Genomic DNA, 19,438 nt, shown 5'->3' with positions numbered 1-19,438 from the left:
GGTGCCGTCTCCATGGGACCGGGCCCGGGCGCTCCCTAGGGTCTCCGACCATGACGAACACATCTCCCCGCCCGGCCGCGCTGCCGCCCGCCGCCCCGGTCGACCTGAGCGGGCGTACGGCTCTGGTGACCGGCGGCGGCAGCGGCATCGGCCGGGCCTGCGTGCTGGCCCTGGCGCAGGCGGGGGCCGCCGTGCACGTGGTGGACCGGGACGCCCCGGCGGCCGAGGCGGTCGCGGCGCTCGCCGGCGCGGAGGCCCGCGTCGCCGACCTCGCGGAGGCGGGGGCGATCGACCTGCTCCCGGCCGAGGTGGACATCCTGGTCAACAACGCGGGGCTGCAGCACGTGGCACCGCTGACCGAGTTCCCGCCGGAGTGCTTCGACCTGATCCAGAAGGTGATGGTCACGGCACCGTTCCTGCTGATGCGCCGGACCCTGCCGCACATGTACGCCCGCGGCTGGGGGCGGATCGTCAACGTCTCCAGCGTCCACGGACTGCGGGCCAGCGCCTACAAGTCCGCCTACGTCGCCGCGAAGCACGCCCTTGAGGGGCTGAGCAAGGTCGCCGCGATCGAAGGCGCCCCGCACGGCGTCACCAGCAACTGCGTCAATCCGGGATACGTCCGCACCCCCCTCGTGGAGGGCCAGGTCCGGGACCAGGCCGCCGCCCACGGCATCGGCGAGGGGGACGTGCTGGCGGGCGTCATGCTGGCCCGGTCGCCCGTCAAGCGCCTCCTGGAGCCGGAGGAAGTGGCCGCCGCGGTCCTGTGGCTGTGCGGCCCCCACACCGGCGGCGTCACCGGTGTCTCGGTGCCGCTCGACGGCGGCTGGACCGCGAACTGACCTGCGGGTACGGGATCGGTGCCGGTCGGCGGCCGGGCGCGTGCCGCCGCCCGGCCGGCCGCGCCGCCGGCCGCACACTCGTCGCAGGCGGCCATGTCCGGAGCCGTACAGGCGGCGCAGCGGCCTGCCGTGCCGGAACCCGGTGAGGGCGCCGACGCCTGCCCCGGACCGGGCACATGCCCGCCGGCTCCCATGGCCGCGGCCTCCCTCAGTGGTCGTCGTCCCGGCGTCGTCGCGCCTCGCGGATGGTGGTGGCGCCGCCGTCATGGTGGCTGCGCGCACTCCCGCGCCGAGAACTATGGTGTCCCGCCACATACGCCACTGACCTGCGCGTTTCTACGGTGTGGCGACACGCGAACGTCCCCGTCCCACGTCAGGAAGTGGTGCCGATGTCCTCCCCCGCCGCCGCCCCGCCCGCACCGAACAGCATCCGGCGCATCGTCGCCGCGAGTCTCATCGGCACCACCATCGAGTGGTACGACTTCTTCCTGTACGGCTCGGCGGCCGCCCTCGTGTTCAACACGCTGTTCTTCCCCACCGCCGACCCGCTCGTGGGCACCCTGATCGCCTTCGTCACCTACGCCATCGGCTTCGCCGCCCGGCCGCTGGGCGGCATCGTCTTCGGGCACTTCGGGGACAAGGTGGGGCGCAAGAAGCTGCTGGTGGCGAGCCTGCTGATGATGGGCGGGGCGACCTTCGCCATGGGCCTGCTGCCCACGTACGACACCATCGGTGTCGGCGCTCCCATCCTGCTGACGATCCTGCGCCTGATCCAGGGCTTCGCGCTGGGCGGCGAGTGGGGCGGGGCCGTGCTCATCGTCTCCGAGCACGGCGGCGACAAGCACCGGGGCTTCTGGGCGTCCTGGCCGCAGGCGGGCGCGCCCGGCGGCAATCTGCTCGCCACGGGCGTGCTGGCGCTGCTGGCCGCGTTCCAGTCGGAGGCCGCCTTCCAGTCCTGGGGCTGGCGCGTCCCCTTCCTGCTGTCCGGCGTCCTCGTGGTGATCGGCCTGTGGATCCGCGTCTCGGTGTCCGAGTCCCCGGTGTTCCTCGCCGCTCAGGCCGAGGCCGAGGCCGAGGCGGCCCGGGGAGTGAAGGAGAAGGCCCCGGTCGTCGAGGTGTTCCGGCGCAGCTGGCGCGAGGTCCTGGCCGCCATCGGGACCCGCTTCGGCGAGAACATCTCGTACTACATCCTCACCTCCTTCCTGCTGGTGTACGTCACCGTCCACCTGGAGCTGGCGAAGAGCACCGCGCTGAACGCCGTGCTGATCGGTTCCGCCGTCCACTTCGTCACCATCCCCCTGTGGGGCGCGCTGTCCGACCGCATCGGCCGCCGCCCGGTCACGCTGATCGGCTCCGTGGGCATGGCCGTCTGGGCGTTCCTCTTCTTCGGCCTTGTCGACTCGGCGTCGTTTGCGGTGATCACCCTGGCGGTGACCGTCGGTCTGCTCCTGCACGGCGCGATGTACGGGCCGCAGGCCGCCTTCATCTCCGAGATGTTCGACACCAAGGTCCGCTACTCCGGGGCCTCCATGGGCTCGCAGCTCGCGTCCATCGTTGCCGGCGCCCTCGCACCGATCATCGCCGTGGAGCTCCTCAAGGACTTCGGCTCGTCCACGCCCGTCAGCGTCTACCTCTGTGCGGCCGCCGTGGTCACCACGATCACCGTGGCGGTCACCCGGGAGACCCGCGGGCGTGACCTCGCCCGGTCACGGGACGAGGAGCCGGCCGCGCCTCCTGCGGTCACCGTGTGACACCGCCGCACCCGTGACCCACCCGGTCCGCCGCGCCGACAGCCCGGTGCGCGGCGGGCCGGGCCTGCCCGTGCCTGCCCGGAGACGGGGTGACTGTGTACGGCCTGGCCGGCCTGAAAGGGGGCGGCTGTACGGGCCGGCTGCTCCGGGCTCCGGGCTCCGGGGGCCGGGCGCGGCGCGGCGCTGCCGCTGCGGGTGCCGGCAGGGGGGCCGGTCAGGCGAGGGACAGGAACAGCTTCTCCAGTCGGGCGCGCATCTCCTCGCTGCCCTCGCCGTTCTTGCGGCCGGACCCGATGTCGGCCACGCACTGCTCCAGGCCGGTGGCGATGATCGCGAACCCGGCCCGGTCGAGGGCCCGCGACGCGGCGGCGAGCTGCGTCACGACGTCCTCGCAGTCGCGCCCCTCCTCGATCATCCGGATCACCCCGGCGATCTGGCCCTGTGCGCGGCGCAGCCGGTTCAGCACGGCCTTCAGGTCCGCTCCTGTGAGCTCGACTTCCACGATCCACTCCTCGGTATACCCCTGGGGGTACTGTACGTCCCTTTTGGGAGGGTGTCGACGGGCGTCTCGGTGCGGCGCCGCCCACCGGGGCCGGTCAGTTCCCGGCCGCCCCGGCCGCCTCGCGGCGCACCGCGTCCATGTCGACGGCCCGCACCTTGCCGATGAGCTCCTCCAGGGCCTGCGGCGGCAGGGCGCCCGGCTGGGCGTACAGGACGGTCCGGTCGCGCACGGCCATCAGGGTGGGGATGGACGAGATCCCGAAGGCGGCGGCCAGCTCCGGCTGCGCCTCGGTGTCGACCTTGCCGAAGGCGATGTCCGGGTGGCGCTCGGCGGCCTTCTCGAAGACGGGGCCGAAGACCCGGCAGGGCCCGCACCAGGCGGCCCAGAAGTCGATCAGCACGATCTCCGAGCCGGTGACGACGTCGTCGAAGGTCTCCTTGGTCAGGTCGGTGGTCGGCATGGTTCACTCTCCTTTCCCATACCCGGAGGGGTATATAGGGTCCAACCGGCCCCCAGCAGGATCTGTTCCCGCCGGGGGCCGGTGCTCAGGGGTGGGTGCGCGGGGTGGGGGGAGGCCGGTGGGGGTCCTTCGGAGGCGGGGCGCCTGCGGCGGCCCCGTACCGTCCCCGCGACCACGGCTGCCGTCGCCGCGAGGCCGACGCCGGTCCAGGTCAGCGGGTCGGCCCAGACGGCGGGACCGAGCTGCCCGCTGAGGACGAAGACGCCCATGACGACGACGAACCAGCCGAACGCCTTGCGCAGCGCGTCCTGGGGGATGCGACCGGCGAGCCTGCTGCCGACCAGGCTGCCGACGACGGCCGCGCCGGTGACGGCCAGCGCCAGACCCCAGTCGATCTGGACCCCGGAGAGGTGGCCGGCCAGACCGGAGAACGACTTCATCGCGATGACCAGCAGCGAGGTGCCGACGGCGACCCCCATCGGCAGGCCGCCGAGCAGGGCGAGCGCGGGGACGACCAGGAAGCCGCCTCCGGCCCCGACCAGTCCCGTGACCGCGCCGACGGCGACCCCTTCGACCACGATGAGCCTCATCGGGAGGTCGTGTCCGGCGGACGCGTGCGCGGTGGGCCTGCGCGGCCCGCGCAGCATCGCGGCGGCGGTGGCCAGCATCATCAGCGCGAACGCGACCAGCAGGACCGTGCCGGGGATGTACTCGGCGAGGCGCCCGCCGCCGTAGGCGCCGACCATGCTCACCGCGCCGAAGACGAGCCCGGTGCGCCAGCGGACCCGGCCCGCACGCGCGTGCTGCACGAGCCCGACGAGGCTGGTGACGCCGACGACGAACAGGGACGTGGCGATGGCTTCCTTGCTGCCCTGCCCCGCGAGGTAGACCAGGATCGGGACGGTGAGGATCGAGCCGCCGCCGCCGAGGACGCCGAGGCTCACCCCTATGACGACGGAGGCGGCCAGGACGAGGCTGATCACGGCCGGTCCCGCAGGGAGGCGACGACGGTGCGGATGTCGACCCGCGGACCCCGGTTGTAGGGCAGCTTGGCCAGCAGCATGCCCAGGGCGCAGGTGTTGCTGAGCGCGGCGAAGGTCAGCCCGGCCCCGATGGCGGTGCCGATCAGGTGCGCTCCCGGCACGAACACGCCGGCGATGCCGGTGAGGAGGACGACGGATCCGGCGATGAGGCGGACCTGCCGTTCCATGTCCCAGCGGGCCGGGCCCCGGTTCACCGGCGCGCCGGCGGCCTCCCAGGCCGTCATGCCGCCGTCGAGGACCCGGAGGTTCGGCAGACCGGCCTCGGCGAGCGCCTGCTCCGCCTGGGCCGCGCGGGCGCCGGAGCGGCAGATCAGCACGACGTCCTCGTCGAGGTGGGCGCGCAGTTCGGCCCGGTGCTCCCGCAGGGTGTCCAGGGGCACGTTGTAGGCGCCGGGGATGTGGCCGGTCCGGAACTCGCCGGAGGTGCGGACGTCCAGCAGGCGGGGGCCGCGTCCGTCCTCGATCAGCTTCCGGAGGGCGCCGGGGGTGAGCCCGGCCGTGCGGGCGGCGTCGGTCGTCATGAGGACTCCTTGAAGGTGGGGGTGGTGGGGGAGAGGGAAGTGGTACGGGGCCGGGCGGCGCCCGCCGGGGTGGCCGGTGCGGCTCGGTGGGGCAGGGCGGCGCTCGCCGGGAGGCCCGGTGGTGCGCCTCCGCGCGGCCGGTGGTGCTTGCCCGGCGCGGCGGCGGCCGCGTGCCGCCGTGCCGGGACGGTGGGACCGCGCGGGGGCGTTCTGCCGCGCCGGGCTGGCGGGAGCCCGCGGGGGCGTTCTGCGGTGCCCGGACGGTGGGACCGCGCCGGGGCGTGCCGCCGCGCCGGATGGTGGGGCCGCGCCGGGGCGTGCCGCCGCGCCGGACGGTCAGGCCCCGGCAGGGGCGTCAGCGGCGCGGAACGGTCAGACCGCGGCAGGCGTGTTCAGCAGTGCCCAGGCGGCGTAGCCGCCCAGCACGTCGGAGACGTCCCTGAAGCCGCGGTGGCGCAGCAGGCTGGCGGCGATGGAGGAGCGGTGGCCGCCGGCGCAGTGGACGACGACCGGCCGGTCGGCGGGGATCTCGTCCAGGCGGCGCGGCAGTTCGCCCAGCGGGATGTGCAGGGCGCCCTCGATGCAGCCGTGCTCGCCGCGCTCTCCGCAGGAGCGGACGTCGACCACGACCGGCGGCTCCTCGCGCTGCAGAGCGGCGCGCACCTGCGCGGCGGTCAGGCGGCTCGCCGGGGCGACCTCCTCGGCCATGGCGGCCGGCGCGTCGTCGGGGGAGCGCAGATAGCCGGCGACCCGGTCGAAGCCGATCCTGGCCAGGCGGGTGACGATCTCCTCCTCGCGGTTCTGCGGCGCGACCACCAGCAGCTCCGCTTCCGGGCCGAGGACGGTGTCGGCCTGTTCGGCGAAGCGGCCGTCCGCCGGCACGTTGACCGAGCCGCGCAGGTGCCCTGCGGCGAACTCCTGCGGGTCGCGGGCGTCGACGACGACGGCCCCGGAGGACCGGCGCGCGCCGAACTCCTCGGCGTCGAGCGGACGCGGCGCGGCGGCCGGGTCGAACAGCTCCCGCTCACGCCGGTTGAGGTCGGCGTCGTAGGAGAAGTACCCGGGCGCCGCCGACTGCCCGGCCGTGACCAGGGCGACGAAGTCGTCCCGGCTCATCGGGGCGCACGCGTAGTTGGTGGCGCGCTGCTCGCCGATGGTGGACTGCTTCTCGGTGGACAGGTTCTTGCCGCACGCGGACCCCGCACCGTGCGCGGGGAAGACCCGCACCTCGTCGGGCAGGCCCATGAGCCTGTTCTGCACGCTGTCGTGGAGCATCGCGCCGAGCTCCTCGGCGGTCACACCGGCGGAGGCCGGCAGGTCGGGGCGGCCGACGTCCCCGATGAACAGGGCGTCACCGGTCAGCACCCCGTAGGGCACCGCGTCGTCGCCGTGCTCGTACACCACCACGCTGATCGACTCGGGCGTGTGCCCGGGCGTCTCCATGATCTCCAGGGTGACGTCACCGAGGCGGAGGGTCTCGCCGTCCGCGAGCTTGCGGATGGGGTACTCGGTCTCCGCGCGGCGGCCGTACCCGATCCAGGCGCCGGTGCGGGCCGCCATCTCCAGGTGCCCGGCGACGAAGTCGGCGTGGAAGTGGGTGTTGATGACGCCGACCACCGTGAAGCCGTGCGCCTCGGCGTCGGCCAGGTATTCGGTGACGTCGCGTCGGGGGGCGACGACCACGGCCCTTCCCGTGGTCTCGTCGGCGATCATGTACGACGCCTGGGAGAGGCAGTCGAGGTAGTACTGGGCGAAGAACACGGGAAGACCTCCGTGACGGATCGGCGTCCTGTACCCGGGGGGTATAAGGCGGGGCTGGTGCCGCCCGGGTCCGGTGACGGTCGGGCGGTGGCGGCGTCAGGCCGCCGGGCGCGGGCGGTCGCGGTCGTGCGGTCCGTGCGGGTCCGGCCGCGGGTGCCGGTCGGCGGCGGTGGGGGCGCCTGGCGCCGCGGCGGTCCCGGACGGAGTCCGCGGGTCGCGGTACCCGTCGGGTGGGGCCGAGCGCGTGGGTGCTCCGGTGGCTCGGCGGCATCCCGCGCCGCCTGGTGCGGGCCCCGCGGCGAACCGCGGGCGACCCGCCTGTCGCGGCGGCTGCGCCACCTGGGCCTGCGTCCGGGGCGGCCGGGCGGTGTCGGCCCATGTCGTCGCGAAACACTGTGCGGCTGTTCTTCGTGCGTCATGGGGCCGTCCTCCCGGATACCCCTCTGGGTATGTTTCTTCGACGGTAGGGGTCGGCGGCTCTCGTGTCCAATACCCCCGGGGGTACCTGCTGGGAGTGGGGCGAGAAGGGGCCCGGGGCAGGGCGGAGACCGGTGGAGCGTCGGCAGCGCGGTGACACCGGGGAGGAGGTGTGGTGCCCGGGAGGGAGTGGCCCGTGGGGCGGGGACGGCCCGGTGTGTTGTGCCGGCCGCGGGGGCGGTGCAGCGCTTGAGGTCTGCGCCGACCGCCGCCGCGTCGCCACCCGCCCGCAGGGGCCGAGGGTGTCGCCGTGCCGCGGCGGCGGGCGATCGTGGCCCCGGGCGGCCGGAGCGCCGTGCAGGCGGACTGCCGTGCAGCCGGACTGCCGTGCAGGCGGAGTGCCGGGCAGTCCGGCTGTCGGCGGGCCGTAGCGGTCGGCGGGCAGGGGACGCGGTGGCGCGTGTTCTCTGGACCCAGGCGGGCGGGGGCGCGGTGGCGCGTGTTCCCGGGCCCCAGGCTGCCCGGGGCGCGGTGGTGCCTGCTCTGGGGCCGCAGTCGGGCGGGAGCGCAGTGGTGCCGGCTCTGGGGCTGCGGGCGGGCGGGGACGCGGTGGTGCCTGCTCTCGGGCCGCAGGCGGCTGGGACGGTGCGGGCGGCGGGTGGTCGGGCCGGCGGCCTACGCGGGCGCGCTGGAAACCCGGGCCGTCACCCGGGCTTCCCTTGGTGCCGTACGGGCTTGGTGCCGTACGGGCCGGTCCTGCGGTCGGGGGCGGGTGCGCACCCCGTGTCGGTGGGCCGACAGTCCGGTCTCACGGTGTGGCGCCCGCAGGCCTCGGCCGGTGCGGGCGCCTCTCCGGTCGGAGCCTTCGGATCGGCTCAGGCGGGCTCGAAGGTGAGGCAGTCCACCTCGTTCTGCACGTAGCCCACCGTGATACCGGGGGCGTGGCACTCGTACTGGGCGTTGTGGCGGCAGTTCGCCACCTTGCAGGCACCGACCCGGCCGGTCGTGTCCGGGTCCCCGCCCTTGCTCGCGGAGGTGAAGAACGTGTCGCAGTGCGCCTTCCGGGTGTCTCCCACGGTGATGGCCAAGGCGTGGCAGGCGTGCTCGCGGTTGTAGGCGCAGTCGTCGACCGAGCACTCGCTGATCACGGGCATGTCCATGGGTCCTCCTCGGGCGGGATGGCCGTTGCGGCGTCGGGGTGCGGCCGCAAAGCCCGAGCATGGGCCCCGCGGGCCGCGCGTCGGCAGCGACGGGCCGACCGCGTACGGGCATCCGCCGAAACGGAGCACGCCGCAAGGGCGGTCGCCCCCGGCCCCCGCCCGCCGATCCTGCCGCCCCGGCGGCTCGTGAGGTGAAGCCGGCGGTGCCGGCTCGTGAGGTGACGCCAGCTGCCGGCGCGTGAGGTGGCGTCCGGTGTCGGTGCGACGCCGTGGCGGCCGGCCGCTGTCCGCTACTGCGCCTGCCGTCCGGCCGCGAGCGCGGCCCGCACGCGGCGGAGGAACCCCGCTGCCAGGGCACTTCGACGGCGCGCCGGTGGTAGTGCCCTCTGACCCATGCGACGGCTTCCTCGGGGTCCAGCCCCTCCAGGACGCACAGCGCGGCCAGCGCCGTGCCCGTACGCCCCACGCCCCCGCCGCAGGCCACCTCGGCCCGCTCGCGGTGGGCGCGCCGGTGGAGCAGCCGCAGGGTGCGCAGGGCACCGTCCGGGTCGGCGGGGACCCAGAAGTCCCGCCACCGCACCCAGTGGCCCTCCCACGGCTGGTCGGGGATCTGCGTGCCCGTGAGGTAGACGCCCAGCGTCGGGGCCAGGCCCTCCGGCGGACCGTACCTCAGGCCTCGGCCGCGGACGAGCAGTCCCGAGGGGAGCCGTAGCACGCCCGGCCCGTCGGCCTCCCAGGATTCCACCGCCATGTGCCCCGCCTTCCCGTGTCGTCGGCCGCCTCCCGCCAGGGCCATCTCAGCACGCGCGACGGGCCCGGCGCCACGGGAAGGCGGAGCTCCGGCGGAGAACCGCCCCGCAGGCTCCGGGGGTTGCCGCGCAGGTTCGGGGAAGCCGCCTGCCGGGTCCTGGGGTTGCGGCGCGATGCGGGAAGCCGCCTGCGGACTGCGGGGATCGCCGCGCGATGCGGGAAGCGGCCCCGCGGCCGCGGCTGCCGCCCCGCGCCTCAGGGCGTCGCCTCGCGGTCGCGTACCGGGCGCGGTACGCGCGATGCCCCGGCCGCAGGGCGCGGCCGGGGCATCGTTCGGGCAGTACGGGTCAGAAGTCGTGGCGGTTGGCCGTGACGACCTTGCACTCCACCTTCTTGGCGGTGTCGAGCTTCTCGGGGCTCACGAGGATGCCCGCCTCCTTGTCGGTGAAGGTCTGCTTCGGGGCCAGGTTCTCCGCCGTGGACATGAAGTCGCTGATCTTCTTGCCGTCGGCGAGGACCTCGCCCTGCAGCAGGTAGGAGTAGCGGCGGTCGCCGTTGTTGGTGTAGTCGACGTGCAGGGCCAGTTCCTTGCCCAGGTCGCCTGTGACGACCTCGCACTGGGAGATGCGGAAGTCCTTCAGGACCGGGTCGTCCTTCGCGCCGTCACCGACGTTCGCGGAGTCGTACGACTTGTCGAGCTCCTTCTGCGTCTCCTTGACGACCTCGTCGACGGCCTTGAAGAACACGGCGTTCATGACGAAGAACAGCACGATCGAGAGGATCGAGGTCACCAGGGCGGTGATCGACGCGCCCTTGCCCTTGCCGGCCTTCTTCGACTTGGCGAGACCCACGCCGCCGAAGATCAGCCCCAGGATCGCCAGTGGCCACACGATCACGTTGACGATGGGGATGAAGCTGACGATGAGCGCCAGGATGCCGAGCACCAGGCCGGCGATGGCCAGTCCGTTTCCCTGGGGCGGCTGCGGGGCCGCGTAGTCGGGATGAACGGGCTGGGTGGGAACGTGCGACAAGGAAGAGCCCCCCTGGGCATGAGTGTGACGTGATCACCGCTTGTGGATGCCGGGGCAACCTAGAACATGTGTCCAATGGGGGGCAAGTCGATTACGGTCGGCGACCACCCGCCCCGGTGGCGGCCGCGCGCCCCGGCGGCCCGCAGACGTGCGCACGCCCCGGCCGCGCCGACCGCGCCCCGCCGAGTGCCAGGTCGGCGGAGGGGCCGCACCGCTTCGCCGCTGCGAACGAGCGGTCCGGCCCGCCGCCCGCCGCAGCAGCCTCCCGTGACGGAGGCCGCCGCCCGGCCGCCCGGGTGCCGCACCGCTGTTCCGGAAACGGCAACAAAAATTGCCCGGCCCCCGGGGCCGCCCCACGCTGGCGGCGGAGGTGATCGCCGTGAGCGACACGCACAACGACACACACGACGGCACGGGGGGCGGCATGGGTACCGGTACGGACAGCGGCACGCGCGGGGGAACGTCGTACGACGTCGTCGTGATAGGCGGCGGGGCGGGCGGGCTCAACGCCGCGCTCGTCCTGGCGCGGGCCCGGCGCCGCGTCGCCGTGGTCGACGCGGGGCAGCCGAGGAACGCCCCCTCGCCGCACATGCACAGCTTCCTCTCCCGGGACGGGGCGTCCCCGCTCGCCGTGTTGGAGATCGGGCGGGCCGAGGTCGAGCGGTACGGAGCCGTCCTCCTCGACGGCAGGGTGGAGCAGGTCGAGGCCGCCGCCGCGGGCGGCTACCACGTGCGGCTGGACGGCGGGGCGGTGCTGGACGCACGCCACGTCGTCCTCGCCACCGGGCTGCGCGACCACCTGCCCGACATTCCCGGACTGCGCGCGCTGTGGGGCGGCGACGTGCTCTTCTGCCCGTACTGCCACGGCTACGAGGTGCGGGACAGGCCGCTCGTGGTGCTCGGGGTGCACCCGTTCTCCGTCGGGCAGGCACTGCTGATCCGCCAGTGGTCGCCGGACGTCACGTACGTGGACCACGGTCAGGGGCTCGCGGAGGAGGAGCGGGAGCGGCTGGCCGCGCGGGGCGTCCGCGTGGTGGAGGGCCCCGTCGCGGGCCTGTCGGCGCGGGACGGCGCCCTGCGCGCGGTCGAGCTGGCCGACGGGCGGGAGGTGCCGTGCGCCGCGGTGTTCCTGTTCCCGGTGATGACGCCCAACGACGCCGCCTTCGACGGGCTCGGCTGCGAGAAGGACGAGCGGGGCTGGCTCGTCACCGACCGGGCCGGGCGGACCAGCCGGCCGGGGCTGTGGGCGGTCGGCAACGCCGTGGACTCGCGGGCCCAGGCCGTCACCGCGGCGGCATGGGCGCGGCCGCCGCCTTCGCGCTCAACCACGACCTCGTCGACGAGGAGAGCGAGCGGGACCTCGCCCGGTACCGCGCCGGCGGCGTCGAGCCGGCCCTCGCGCCCGCCCCGTAGCGGCGGGCGGGCCGGCCACCGGGGCGGCGGCGCGCGCACGGACCCCGGCGGCGGGCCTGTCCGCGCCCGCCGCCGGTTCAGCCGCCGGAGGCGGGCACGGTCCGCCCCGGGCGGGCGCGTACATGCATCCGCTCGCCCTGGCGGCCGAACAGGCTGAGGATCTCCACGGGGCCCTCCCCGGTGGAGCCGAACCAGTGCGGCAGCCGCGTGTCGAACTCGGCGACCTCGCCGGGCCCCAGCACCAGGTCGTGCTCGGCGAGGATCACCCGCAGCCGCCCGGACAGCACGTACATCCACTCGTAGCCCTCGTGGGTGCACAGGTCCGGGTTCTTCCGGTGGGTGGGCAGGATCATCTTGTACGTCTGCAGCGGTCCGGGCTGACGGGTCAGCGGCAGCACCGTGCCGCCGTTGACCCGGTGCGGCCTCAGCCGGACGCGCGGATCGCCCACCTCGGGGGCGCCGACCAGTTCGTCGAGCGGCACCTGGTGGGCCTGCGCGATGGGCAGCAGCAGTTCGAGGCTGGGGCGGCGCTGCCCCGCCTCCAGGCGGGACAGCGTGCTCTTGGAGATGCCGGTGGCCTCCGACAGCGCCGCCAGCGTGACACCGCGCGCGGTGCGCAGCCGCTTGAGCCGGGGGCCCACCTCGGTCAGTACCTGGGCGATGGCCGGGGAGTGCTCCATGCCGCCATTAGAGCCCGCACACCCCCAACTGGCAACAAACCGTGCCGTTTTGGCGAAAACCGTGGTGCCGCAGGCTGAGGGATCACCGGCCGGGGTGTCGCAGGCCGAGGCATCACAGGTCGGGGTGCCGCAGGGCGACGGGTCACGGGTCGGGGTGTCGCAGGGCGAAGGGGCACAGGCCCAGGTGTCGCAGGGCGACGGGTCACAGGCCGAGGGAGCGGCCGATGAGTTCCTTCATCACCTCCGTCGTCCCGCCGTAGATCGTCTGCACACGGCTGTTCGCCCACTCGCGCGAGATCGGGCTCTCCTTCAGATAGCCGTACCCGCCGTGGAGTTGGAGGCAGCGGTGGGCGATGTCCACCTGGAGCTCCGTCGTCCACCACTTCACCTTCGCGGCGTCCGCCACCGACAGCCGGCCGGCGTTGAACCGCCCGATGCAGTGGTCCAGGAAGACCTGCGCGATGGTGAGTTCGGTGTCCATCGTCGCGAGCTGGAACCGGTTGTGCTGGAAGCTGCCGATGGTCCGGCCGAACGCCTCTCGGGTACGGGCGTACTCCAGGGTGTCCGCGAGCATCCGCTCGGCCGCCGCCACCGCCACCGCGGCGATGCTCAGCCGCTCCCGCGGCAGCCCGGCCATCATGTACGCGAGCCCGGCGTCCTCCTTGCCCAGCAGATTGCCGGCCGGGATCCGGCAGTCGTCGAAGAACAGCTCGCAGGTGTCGCTGGCGTGCCAGCCCAGCTTCTCCATCCGCCGGCCCCGGGTGAACCCCGGAGCCCCGCGCTCCACCACCAGCAGGCTGATGCCCCGGCCGCCGCGCTCGCCCGACGTCCTGGCCGCGACGACGACCACGTCGGCGTTCTCGCCGTTGGTGACGAACGTCTTCTGCCCGTTCAGGACGTACCCGTCCCCGTCGCGCACCGCGGTGGTGCGGATCTCGGAGACGTCGGACCCCGCGTCGGGCTCGCTCATCGCGATCGCGGCCACGAGCTCGCCCGCGCACAGCCCCGGCAGCCAGCGCTTGCGCTGCTCCTCGGTGGTGCGGGTCGCCAGGTACGTGGCGAGGACGTCGTTGTGCGCCACGAACCCGGGCGCCGTGGCCCGCGCCCACATCACCTCCTGCGCGAACACCGCCGGGTAGCGGAAGTCGGGCTCACCGCCCCCGCCGTACGCGGGATCCACCCCGATGCCGAGCAGCCCGGCCGCCCCCGCCCTGCGCCACACCTCCCGGCTGACGATGCCCTCCCGCTCCCACCGGGCGTGGTGGGGGACGACCTCCCGCGCCAGGAACTGCCGGCACACCTCGCGGAACTGCTCGTGCTCCGGCCCGTACCGTCCGCGTGCCACGTCCTCACCCCTCCCCGGTGACGGAGGCGGCCAGGACGTCGTCGGCGACCGCTGCCAGGGTGTCCCCCGGCCGCCGCACCGCCGCGAAGTGGCCGCCCCCGATCTCCACCCGGCGACTGGGGGCGCTGCTGTGCGCCGACCACGCCCAGACCTTCTCGGGCGGCGCGTGCACGTCCTGCCGCGCGGCGATCAGGGTGAGCGGGAAGTCCACCCGCAGCCCCGCCGCCTCCTCGGCGAACTCGCCCCGCACCGCGTCGTCCTCGCGCAGCATCCGCAGCAGGATGCGGCTCATCGTCGGATCGGCCAGCACCGCGGGAGGCGTCCCCCCGTCGGCTGCGGCCCGGGCCAGCACCTCGTCGTCGGGCAGCGACGCGAGGCCGCCCGCCCGCTGGAACCGCGGCGGCACCGCCCCGGACAGCACCGCACGCACCGGCGCCCCGACCCGCTCGGCGACCGCCGCGGCCACCGCCAGGCCCGTCGTCGCCCCGAAGCTGTGCCCGAACACCGCCCAGCCCGCCCCGGGGACGCGCTCCCGGCAGGCCAGCAGGTCGGCCGCCACCTGCGCGGCCATCGACCGCACCAGCGCGTGGTAGCCGGGCGCCCTCGGCTCCCGGCGGCGGGTCCCCCGGCCGGGCGCGTCCACACCGCGGACCAGCAGGTGCGGCTCGCCCAGCGGCTGCCAGGACCGGTAGACCAGCGAGGTCGCCCCCGCGTGCGGGAAGCAGTACAGCAGCACGGGCGCACCGGCTGCGGGTCGCACGGTCACGGACCTCACTCCTTCGTGCCTCGGGCCAGTTTCTCGGCCAGCATCAGCGTGGTCAGGTTGGTGGGGGCGCTCGGGATGGACGGGAACAGCGACGCGTCGGCGATCCGCAGGTTCTCCGTGCCGTACACCCGGCCGTCCTGGCCGGCGACCGCCCACGGGTCGCCGGGCGGGCCCATGCGGGCCGAACCCGCCGCGTGCCAGCCCGGGTTCATGATGTTCCGCACGCCGCTGCGGACCACTCCGTCGTGGGCGACCATCCGGTCGCTCCAGAACTGGGTCCGCGTCAGCCGGCCCGCCAGGCCGGGGGACCGCAGGAACCCCCAGGCGCGGCGCACCCCGTGGCAGAGCCGCTCCACGTCCTCGCCGTCCGTGCCGAGGCCCAGCTCGATCACGGGCGCGGCGGACGGGTCGGCCCGGTCCAGGAACACCCGGCCGCGGGAGCGCGGCCGCAGCAGCATCACCGAGATCCCCACGACCAGCGGCCAGCCGAGGCGGTCCGCGAACCCGGGCACGGTGCGGCTCTCCACGTTGTTGAGCAGCCCCACCTGCACGTCGACGTCGCCGTCGTAGCCGCTGCTCATCCTCGCCGCGACCTGCCGCCACGGCAGCCCCGGCGTGCACACGCCGTCGGCCGGCCGCGACCAGATGACGACCGAGGGGTGGTCCACCAGGCCCCGCCCCACACCGGGCAGGTGCACCACGGGCGCGACACCGAGACGGCGCAGCAGCGCCGCGTCGCCGACACCCGAGCGCTGGAGCACGGCGGGCGTGCCGACGGCCCCGGCGGCGAGCACCACGTGCCGCGCCCGCACCTCGGCGAGCCGGCCGCCGGCCTCCACCTCCACTCCGACGGCCCGGTTCCGTTCGAACAGCACCCGCGTGACCCGGGCGCAGGTGCGCAGGCGCAGATGCGGCAGGTCGAGGGCGCCGCTGAGGAACGCGGTCGCGGCGTCCACGCGCTCACCGTCCACCGCGTTGCCGGGGATCGGGCCGACGCCCGCCTCCCCGCCCGCGTTGAGGTCCGCGACGTCGGGGACGCCCTGCCGCACGCACTCCTCCCAGAAGGCCGCGTCCAGCGGGTGCACCCGCTCCCGCGGGGTGCGGCGGATCGGCAGCGGGCCGCTGTCGCCGTGCAGGCGGCCCGGGAAGTCCGCGTCGTTCTCGACGTCCTTGTAGAACGGCAGCACCCGCTCCCACGACCAGTCCGGGTTGCCGCACGCCTCCCAGGCGGCGAAGTCGCGGGGCAGCCCCCGCAGCGCGATGGCCCCGTTGACGGCGGAGCCGCCGCCGACGACCTTCCCCAGCTGGTACGGGAACCTCTCCCACAGGGCCCGCTCGGCCCCCGCCCGGGCACCGGACGGCGCCCCGGGCGCCGGACCGCGCGGCCCCCGGACCCGGCCCGCCAGCAGGTCCTCCCACCGGCTGCTGGTCCGCAGGTTCGCCCGGTAGTCCCAGTTGTAGCCCTCCAGCACGAGCCGCCCCGCGTCCGCGAGCGGGTGCGCCCGGTCCCGTGGGCGCGGCTGGTCCGCGCCGGCCTCCAGCAGCAGGACGCTCCCGGAGTCGCGGGCGGCGAGCCGCGCTGCGGTCACCGCTCCCGCCGAACCCGCCCCGACGACCACGTACTCCCACGGGCCGCGGTCCCCGCCGGTCATGCCGCGGCCCCCTCGACGGACGCCACGAGCCCGGCGAACGAGGCGATCGACGCGTTCATGAACAGCGCCTCCACCATCTCCTGCTCCGCGTCGGCGCCGATGCCGAACTCCGCCCGCAGCAGGGCGAGCAGCCCGACGGCGTGCAGCGAGTCGCCGCCGATGTCGAAGAAGCCCTCCTCCACGCCGAAGTCGGCGTGCCCGAGCTGCCGCGACCACAGCGCGAAGAGCCGCTCCTCCAGGCCGCTGCGCGGCGCCACCCGGGCGTCGCCGCCCTCCGCCTCGTCGTTCCACGGCGCGGGCAGCGCCCGGTGGTCGACCTTCCCGTTCACCGTGAGGGGCAGCGCCTCCAGCGCCAGGAAGCGGCTGGGCACCATGTAGCCGGGCAGCAGCGACGCCAGCGCCTCCCGCAGCGCCGCCGGATCCGGGTCCGCGCCGGGCTCGGGCACCACGTACGCCGCGATCTGCCGCTGCCCGGTGCGGGCGTGGGCGGGCGCCGTGACGAGCGCCGTGCGCACCCCCGGCTGCCGCAGCAGGGCGGCCTCGATCTCCCCGAGCTCCACCCGGTAGCCGTTGATCTTCACCTGGAAGTCCTCGCGGCCCAGGATCTCGATGTCGCCACCGGGCAGGTAGCGGCCCAGATCGCCGGTCCGGTAGACGCGCTCACCGGTGACCGGGTGCACGGGGAACCGCTCGGCGGTCCGCTCCGGGTCTCCCAGGTACCCCTGCGCCACACCGGTGCCCCCGATGTGGATCTCCCCGGTCACCCCGACCGGCGACGGCTCGAACCAGTCGTTGAACACGTGCATCGTCTGGTTGGCCAGCGGCTTCCCGTACGGGATGCTCGACCACTCCGGCCGCACGGCCTCCACCGGGTGGTGGATCGACCAGATCGAGCCCTCCGTGGCACCGCCCAGGCTGACCACCCGCAGCGCGGGCAGCTTCTCCCGGAGCCGGTCCGGCAGGTCCACCGGGATCCAGTCGCCGCTCAGCAGCGCCAGCCGCAGCCGGCACCCGCGCGGCGGCCCGCCGTCGCCGAGCGACTCCACCCACACCCGCATCGGCGCGGGCACGCTGTTCCACACCGTCACCCCGTACCGGCCGACGAGCTGCGACCAGTGCGCCGGGTCGCCGGCGCGGTCCGGGGCCGGCACCACCACGGCCCCGCCGGCGCCCAGGACGCCGAACACGTCGTACACCGACAGGTCGAAACCGGCCGGGGCCAGCGCCAGCACCCGGTCGTCCGCCCCGACGGCGAACCGCCGGTTGACGTCCTGCACGGTGTTGGCCGCACTCCGATGCGTGATCATCACCCCCTTCGGCTCACCCGTGGACCCCGAAGTGAAGATCACGTACGCGAGGTCGTCGACGCCCTGCCGCCGCTCCGGCGCCTCGTCCGGGCACTCCCGCACCGCCGCGTCCCGCGGGGTCACCACCTCCACACCCGCCGGCCAGGCCGGCGCGTCGCGCAGCTCCGGCTCCGTCACCACGGCCCGCGCGGAGCAGCGGTCCAGCAGCCGCAGCCGCCGCTCCTCCGGCAGCTCCGGGTCGACCGCCACGTACGCGGCGCCGGTGTGCAGCACGCCGAGCAGCGCGGCGATCTGCCCCGCGCCCGGACGCATCGACACCGCGACGATCCCGCCCGGCCCCACCCCGGGACGCGCAGCAGCCGGTGCGCGATCCGGTGCGCGGTCCCGGTCAGCTCCCGGTACGTGGTCTCCGCGCCCGGCGTCACCACCGCCACCGCGTCGGGGCGCCGCCGGGCCGCCTCGGCGACCAGCTCGTGCAGCAGGGCCGGCGGGATGTCCTCGGCCGTGGCGTTGGCCCGGTCCCGCTCCTCGGCCTGCGCCGCCGGCAGCGGCACGACACCGCGCACCGCCCCCCACACCGACGCGTCGTCCACCAGCCGGTCCAGCAGCGCCCCGTACGCGTCGAGCATGTCCTCGACCATCCCGTCGGGGAACAGGCCCCGCACCGCGTTCCAGTGCACGGCGAGCCGACCGCCCAGCTCCAGCACCTGGTTCTCCAGCCACACCTGCGGGGTGCGGCTGTGCACGTGCACCAGCTCCCCGAACGACTCCAGCGCCTCCGCCCCCGGCCCGCCCTCCCCGGCGCCGAGCGTGCTGGAGAAGACCACCGGCATCGACGCCCGGCCGTCGTCCCTGCGGCGGGCCAGGTCCCGCAGCACCCGGATCCCGCTGTGCGCGCCGTGCGCCAGGTCCTCCAGGAGCCGCTGCTGGAGGTCCCGGGCCCGCTGCGCGAACGTCTCCTCGGGCCGGCCGCCGACCGCCAGCAGCCCCGGCGCCAGGAAGTCGCCCAGGATCTCCCCGACCTGCGGATGCAGCCCCAGCCGGTGGAACCGGGTGACCGTCAGCGTGAACTCCTGCCGCCGCGACCACGTCCGCACCACCTCCGCGTACGCCGCGAGCAGCACCCCCGACGGGGTGAGCCCGTGCCGCGCGGCCACCGCCCGCAGAGCGGCCCAGCGCTCCGGGGCCAGCTCCCTGCGGTGCCGCACGAACCGCGGCGTGCCGAGCTGCTCCGGCGCCACCGCCGGCGGCAGCTCCGGCGCGGGCGGCAGCGTGTCGAGGCGCTCCGCCCAGTACGCCGCGGCCTCCCGGCCGAGGCCGTCGCCCCGCAGCTCCTCCTCCGCCAGCACGTAGTCGCGGAACGACACGTCGAGCGGCTCCGGCCGCCACGCCGGGTCGTCGTGGAACCGGCGCCACTCCGCCAGCAGCCGGAACAGGCTCGGCAGGTCGACGAAGAGCAGGTCCACGGCCAGGTGGAGCCGCATCCGGCCGCCGTCGAGCAGGGAGGCGCGGACGTCCAGCATCGGCGCCCGGTCCACCGGCAGGACCTGCTCCGTCAGTTCGGTGCGGACCCGCTCCAGCGCGGCCGACTGCTGCTCGCCGGACAGGCCCCGCAGATCCGCGGTGCGGACGCGGCACGGCCCGACCTCCTCCGCGCCGAGGATCCGCTGCGTGTGGTCGGCCCCTGCCACCGTGCGCAGCGCCTCGTGCCGGGCGACCACCTTCCCCAGGGCCCCGGCCAGCCGGTCCGCGTCGAGAGCCGGGCAGTCCCACTCCAGGTAGTACTGGCTGGAGACGCCGCCCAGCTCCAGCCCCCTGTGCCGGCCGATCAGGTACGCCTGCTGGATGTCGGTCAGCGGGAACGGCTCCCGGCGCCGCTCCGGCTGCGGCTTGAGGTCCGGCAGCCTGCCGCCGTCCGGCCGGGGGCCGCCGTTCCGGCGGCGCAGCTCGGCGAAAAGGTCTTCCATCGACGTCCGCCCCTTTTTCTGTCGGGATACCTGACGGGTCTTCTCATCGACTTGCGGGAATCGCCTCCCG

At 75.0% G+C, this 19,438-nt stretch carries 16 protein-coding genes and 1 pseudogene; 3 read left to right on the top strand and 14 right to left on the bottom strand.

Annotated features, from left to right (window positions below; translation table 11 throughout):
* The first annotated feature begins 50 nt into the window (after positions 1-50).
* A complete protein-coding gene (locus L6E17_RS20825) occupies positions 51-842 on the top strand; it encodes a 3-hydroxybutyrate dehydrogenase (RefSeq protein ID WP_236242267.1) in 792 nt (263 codons plus the stop codon).
* A 389-nt stretch (positions 843-1,231) separates the two neighbouring features.
* Positions 1,232-2,593 (top strand): MFS transporter, encoded by a 1,362-nt coding sequence (locus L6E17_RS20820; RefSeq protein WP_236242266.1) that lies wholly within the window; start codon positions 1,232-1,234, stop codon positions 2,591-2,593.
* Positions 2,594-2,807: 214 nt separating this feature from the next.
* Here L6E17_RS20820 and L6E17_RS20815 read toward each other — a convergent pair whose 3' ends face one another.
* The 8 genes and pseudogenes from L6E17_RS20815 to L6E17_RS20780 all read right to left on the bottom strand — a co-directional run bounded on the left by L6E17_RS20815 (position 2,808) and on the right by L6E17_RS20780 (position 10,238).
* Positions 2,808-3,095, bottom strand: a complete 288-nt coding sequence (locus L6E17_RS20815) for a metal-sensitive transcriptional regulator (protein WP_236242265.1) — start codon at positions 3,093-3,095, stop codon at positions 2,808-2,810.
* A 94-nt stretch (positions 3,096-3,189) separates the two neighbouring features.
* Positions 3,190-3,555, bottom strand: a complete 366-nt coding sequence (gene trxA / locus L6E17_RS20810; RefSeq protein WP_236242264.1) for a thioredoxin — start codon at positions 3,553-3,555, stop codon at positions 3,190-3,192.
* Positions 3,537-4,538: a sulfite exporter TauE/SafE family protein gene (locus L6E17_RS20805; protein ID WP_236242263.1), complete on the bottom strand. Its 1,002-nt coding sequence runs from the start codon at positions 4,536-4,538 to the stop codon at positions 3,537-3,539. Before L6E17_RS20805 ends, trxA begins: the two co-directional genes overlap by 19 nt.
* On the bottom strand, positions 4,535-5,119 hold the full coding sequence (locus tag L6E17_RS20800; protein ID WP_268985450.1) for a rhodanese-like domain-containing protein: 585 nt from the start codon (positions 5,117-5,119) through the stop codon (positions 4,535-4,537). The genes L6E17_RS20805 and L6E17_RS20800 overlap by 4 nt, the downstream gene beginning before the upstream one ends.
* 372 nt (positions 5,120-5,491) lie before the next feature.
* Positions 5,492-6,880, bottom strand: coding sequence for a rhodanese-like domain-containing protein (locus L6E17_RS20795; RefSeq protein WP_236242262.1), 1,389 nt, complete (start codon positions 6,878-6,880; stop codon positions 5,492-5,494).
* A 1,292-nt stretch (positions 6,881-8,172) separates the two neighbouring features.
* Positions 8,173-8,457: a DUF1540 domain-containing protein gene (locus L6E17_RS20790; RefSeq protein ID WP_236242261.1), complete on the bottom strand. Its 285-nt coding sequence runs from the start codon at positions 8,455-8,457 to the stop codon at positions 8,173-8,175.
* Between the two features lie 457 nt (positions 8,458-8,914).
* Positions 8,915-9,208: pseudogene (locus L6E17_RS20785) on the bottom strand (protein phosphatase); the annotation flags it as partial.
* A 346-nt stretch (positions 9,209-9,554) separates the two neighbouring features.
* Positions 9,555-10,238, bottom strand: coding sequence for a DUF4190 domain-containing protein (locus tag L6E17_RS20780; protein WP_236242260.1), 684 nt, complete (start codon positions 10,236-10,238; stop codon positions 9,555-9,557).
* A gap of 379 nt (positions 10,239-10,617) precedes the next feature.
* On the opposite strand from L6E17_RS20780, the gene L6E17_RS20775 reads away from it, so the two are divergent.
* Positions 10,618-11,808 (top strand): FAD-dependent oxidoreductase, encoded by a 1,191-nt coding sequence (locus L6E17_RS20775; RefSeq protein ID WP_308315916.1) that lies wholly within the window; start codon positions 10,618-10,620, stop codon positions 11,806-11,808.
* Here L6E17_RS20775 and L6E17_RS20770 read toward each other — a convergent pair.
* From L6E17_RS20770 to L6E17_RS31105, 6 genes are all read right to left on the bottom strand, one after another.
* Positions 11,729-12,331 (bottom strand): helix-turn-helix domain-containing protein, encoded by a 603-nt coding sequence (locus L6E17_RS20770; protein WP_236242259.1) that lies wholly within the window; start codon positions 12,329-12,331, stop codon positions 11,729-11,731. The genes L6E17_RS20775 and L6E17_RS20770 overlap by 80 nt on opposite strands.
* A gap of 202 nt (positions 12,332-12,533) precedes the next feature.
* A complete protein-coding gene (locus tag L6E17_RS20765) occupies positions 12,534-13,676 on the bottom strand; it encodes an acyl-CoA dehydrogenase family protein (protein WP_236242258.1) in 1,143 nt (380 codons plus the stop codon).
* A 4-nt stretch (positions 13,677-13,680) separates the two neighbouring features.
* On the bottom strand, positions 13,681-14,442 hold the full coding sequence (locus tag L6E17_RS20760) for a thioesterase domain-containing protein (RefSeq protein ID WP_236242257.1): 762 nt from the start codon (positions 14,440-14,442) through the stop codon (positions 13,681-13,683).
* Between the two features lie 5 nt (positions 14,443-14,447).
* Positions 14,448-16,094: a GMC family oxidoreductase gene (locus tag L6E17_RS20755; protein ID WP_236242256.1), complete on the bottom strand. Its 1,647-nt coding sequence runs from the start codon at positions 16,092-16,094 to the stop codon at positions 14,448-14,450.
* On the bottom strand, positions 16,091-17,692 hold the full coding sequence (locus L6E17_RS31110; protein WP_308315919.1) for a non-ribosomal peptide synthetase: 1,602 nt from the start codon (positions 17,690-17,692) through the stop codon (positions 16,091-16,093). The genes L6E17_RS20755 and L6E17_RS31110 overlap by 4 nt, the downstream gene beginning before the upstream one ends.
* Positions 17,575-19,368 (bottom strand): condensation domain-containing protein, encoded by a 1,794-nt coding sequence (locus tag L6E17_RS31105; RefSeq protein WP_308315915.1) that lies wholly within the window; start codon positions 19,366-19,368, stop codon positions 17,575-17,577. Before L6E17_RS31105 ends, L6E17_RS31110 begins: the two co-directional genes overlap by 118 nt.
* Between the last annotated feature and the right edge of the window lie 70 nt (positions 19,369-19,438).

Origin of the sequence: Streptomyces sp. CC228A, assembly GCF_021390935.1 — a bacterium.
Lineage (GTDB): Bacteria > Actinomycetota > Actinomycetes > Streptomycetales > Streptomycetaceae > Streptomyces.
This window is presented reverse-complemented; position numbering and strand designations above follow the sequence as displayed.

What these genes read in the sequence shown, in the direction of transcription:
- L6E17_RS20820 (WP_236242266.1), top strand. Translation starts at nt 1,232, where the DNA reads ATGTCCTCCCCCGCCGCCGCCCCGCCCGCACCGAACAGCATCCGGCGC.
- L6E17_RS20800 (WP_268985450.1), bottom strand. Translation starts at nt 5,119, where the DNA reads ATGACGACCGACGCCGCCCGCACGGCCGGGCTCACCCCCGGCGCCCTC.
- trxA (WP_236242264.1), bottom strand. Translation starts at nt 3,555, where the DNA reads ATGCCGACCACCGACCTGACCAAGGAGACCTTCGACGACGTCGTCACC.
- L6E17_RS20770 (WP_236242259.1), bottom strand. Translation starts at nt 12,331, where the DNA reads ATGGAGCACTCCCCGGCCATCGCCCAGGTACTGACCGAGGTGGGCCCC.
- L6E17_RS31105 (WP_308315915.1), bottom strand. Translation starts at nt 19,368, where the DNA reads ATGGAAGACCTTTTCGCCGAGCTGCGCCGCCGGAACGGCGGCCCCCGG.
- L6E17_RS20790 (WP_236242261.1), bottom strand. Translation starts at nt 8,457, where the DNA reads ATGGACATGCCCGTGATCAGCGAGTGCTCGGTCGACGACTGCGCCTAC.
- L6E17_RS20755 (WP_236242256.1), bottom strand. Translation starts at nt 16,094, where the DNA reads ATGACCGGCGGGGACCGCGGCCCGTGGGAGTACGTGGTCGTCGGGGCG.
- L6E17_RS20825 (WP_236242267.1), top strand. Translation starts at nt 51, where the DNA reads ATGACGAACACATCTCCCCGCCCGGCCGCGCTGCCGCCCGCCGCCCCG.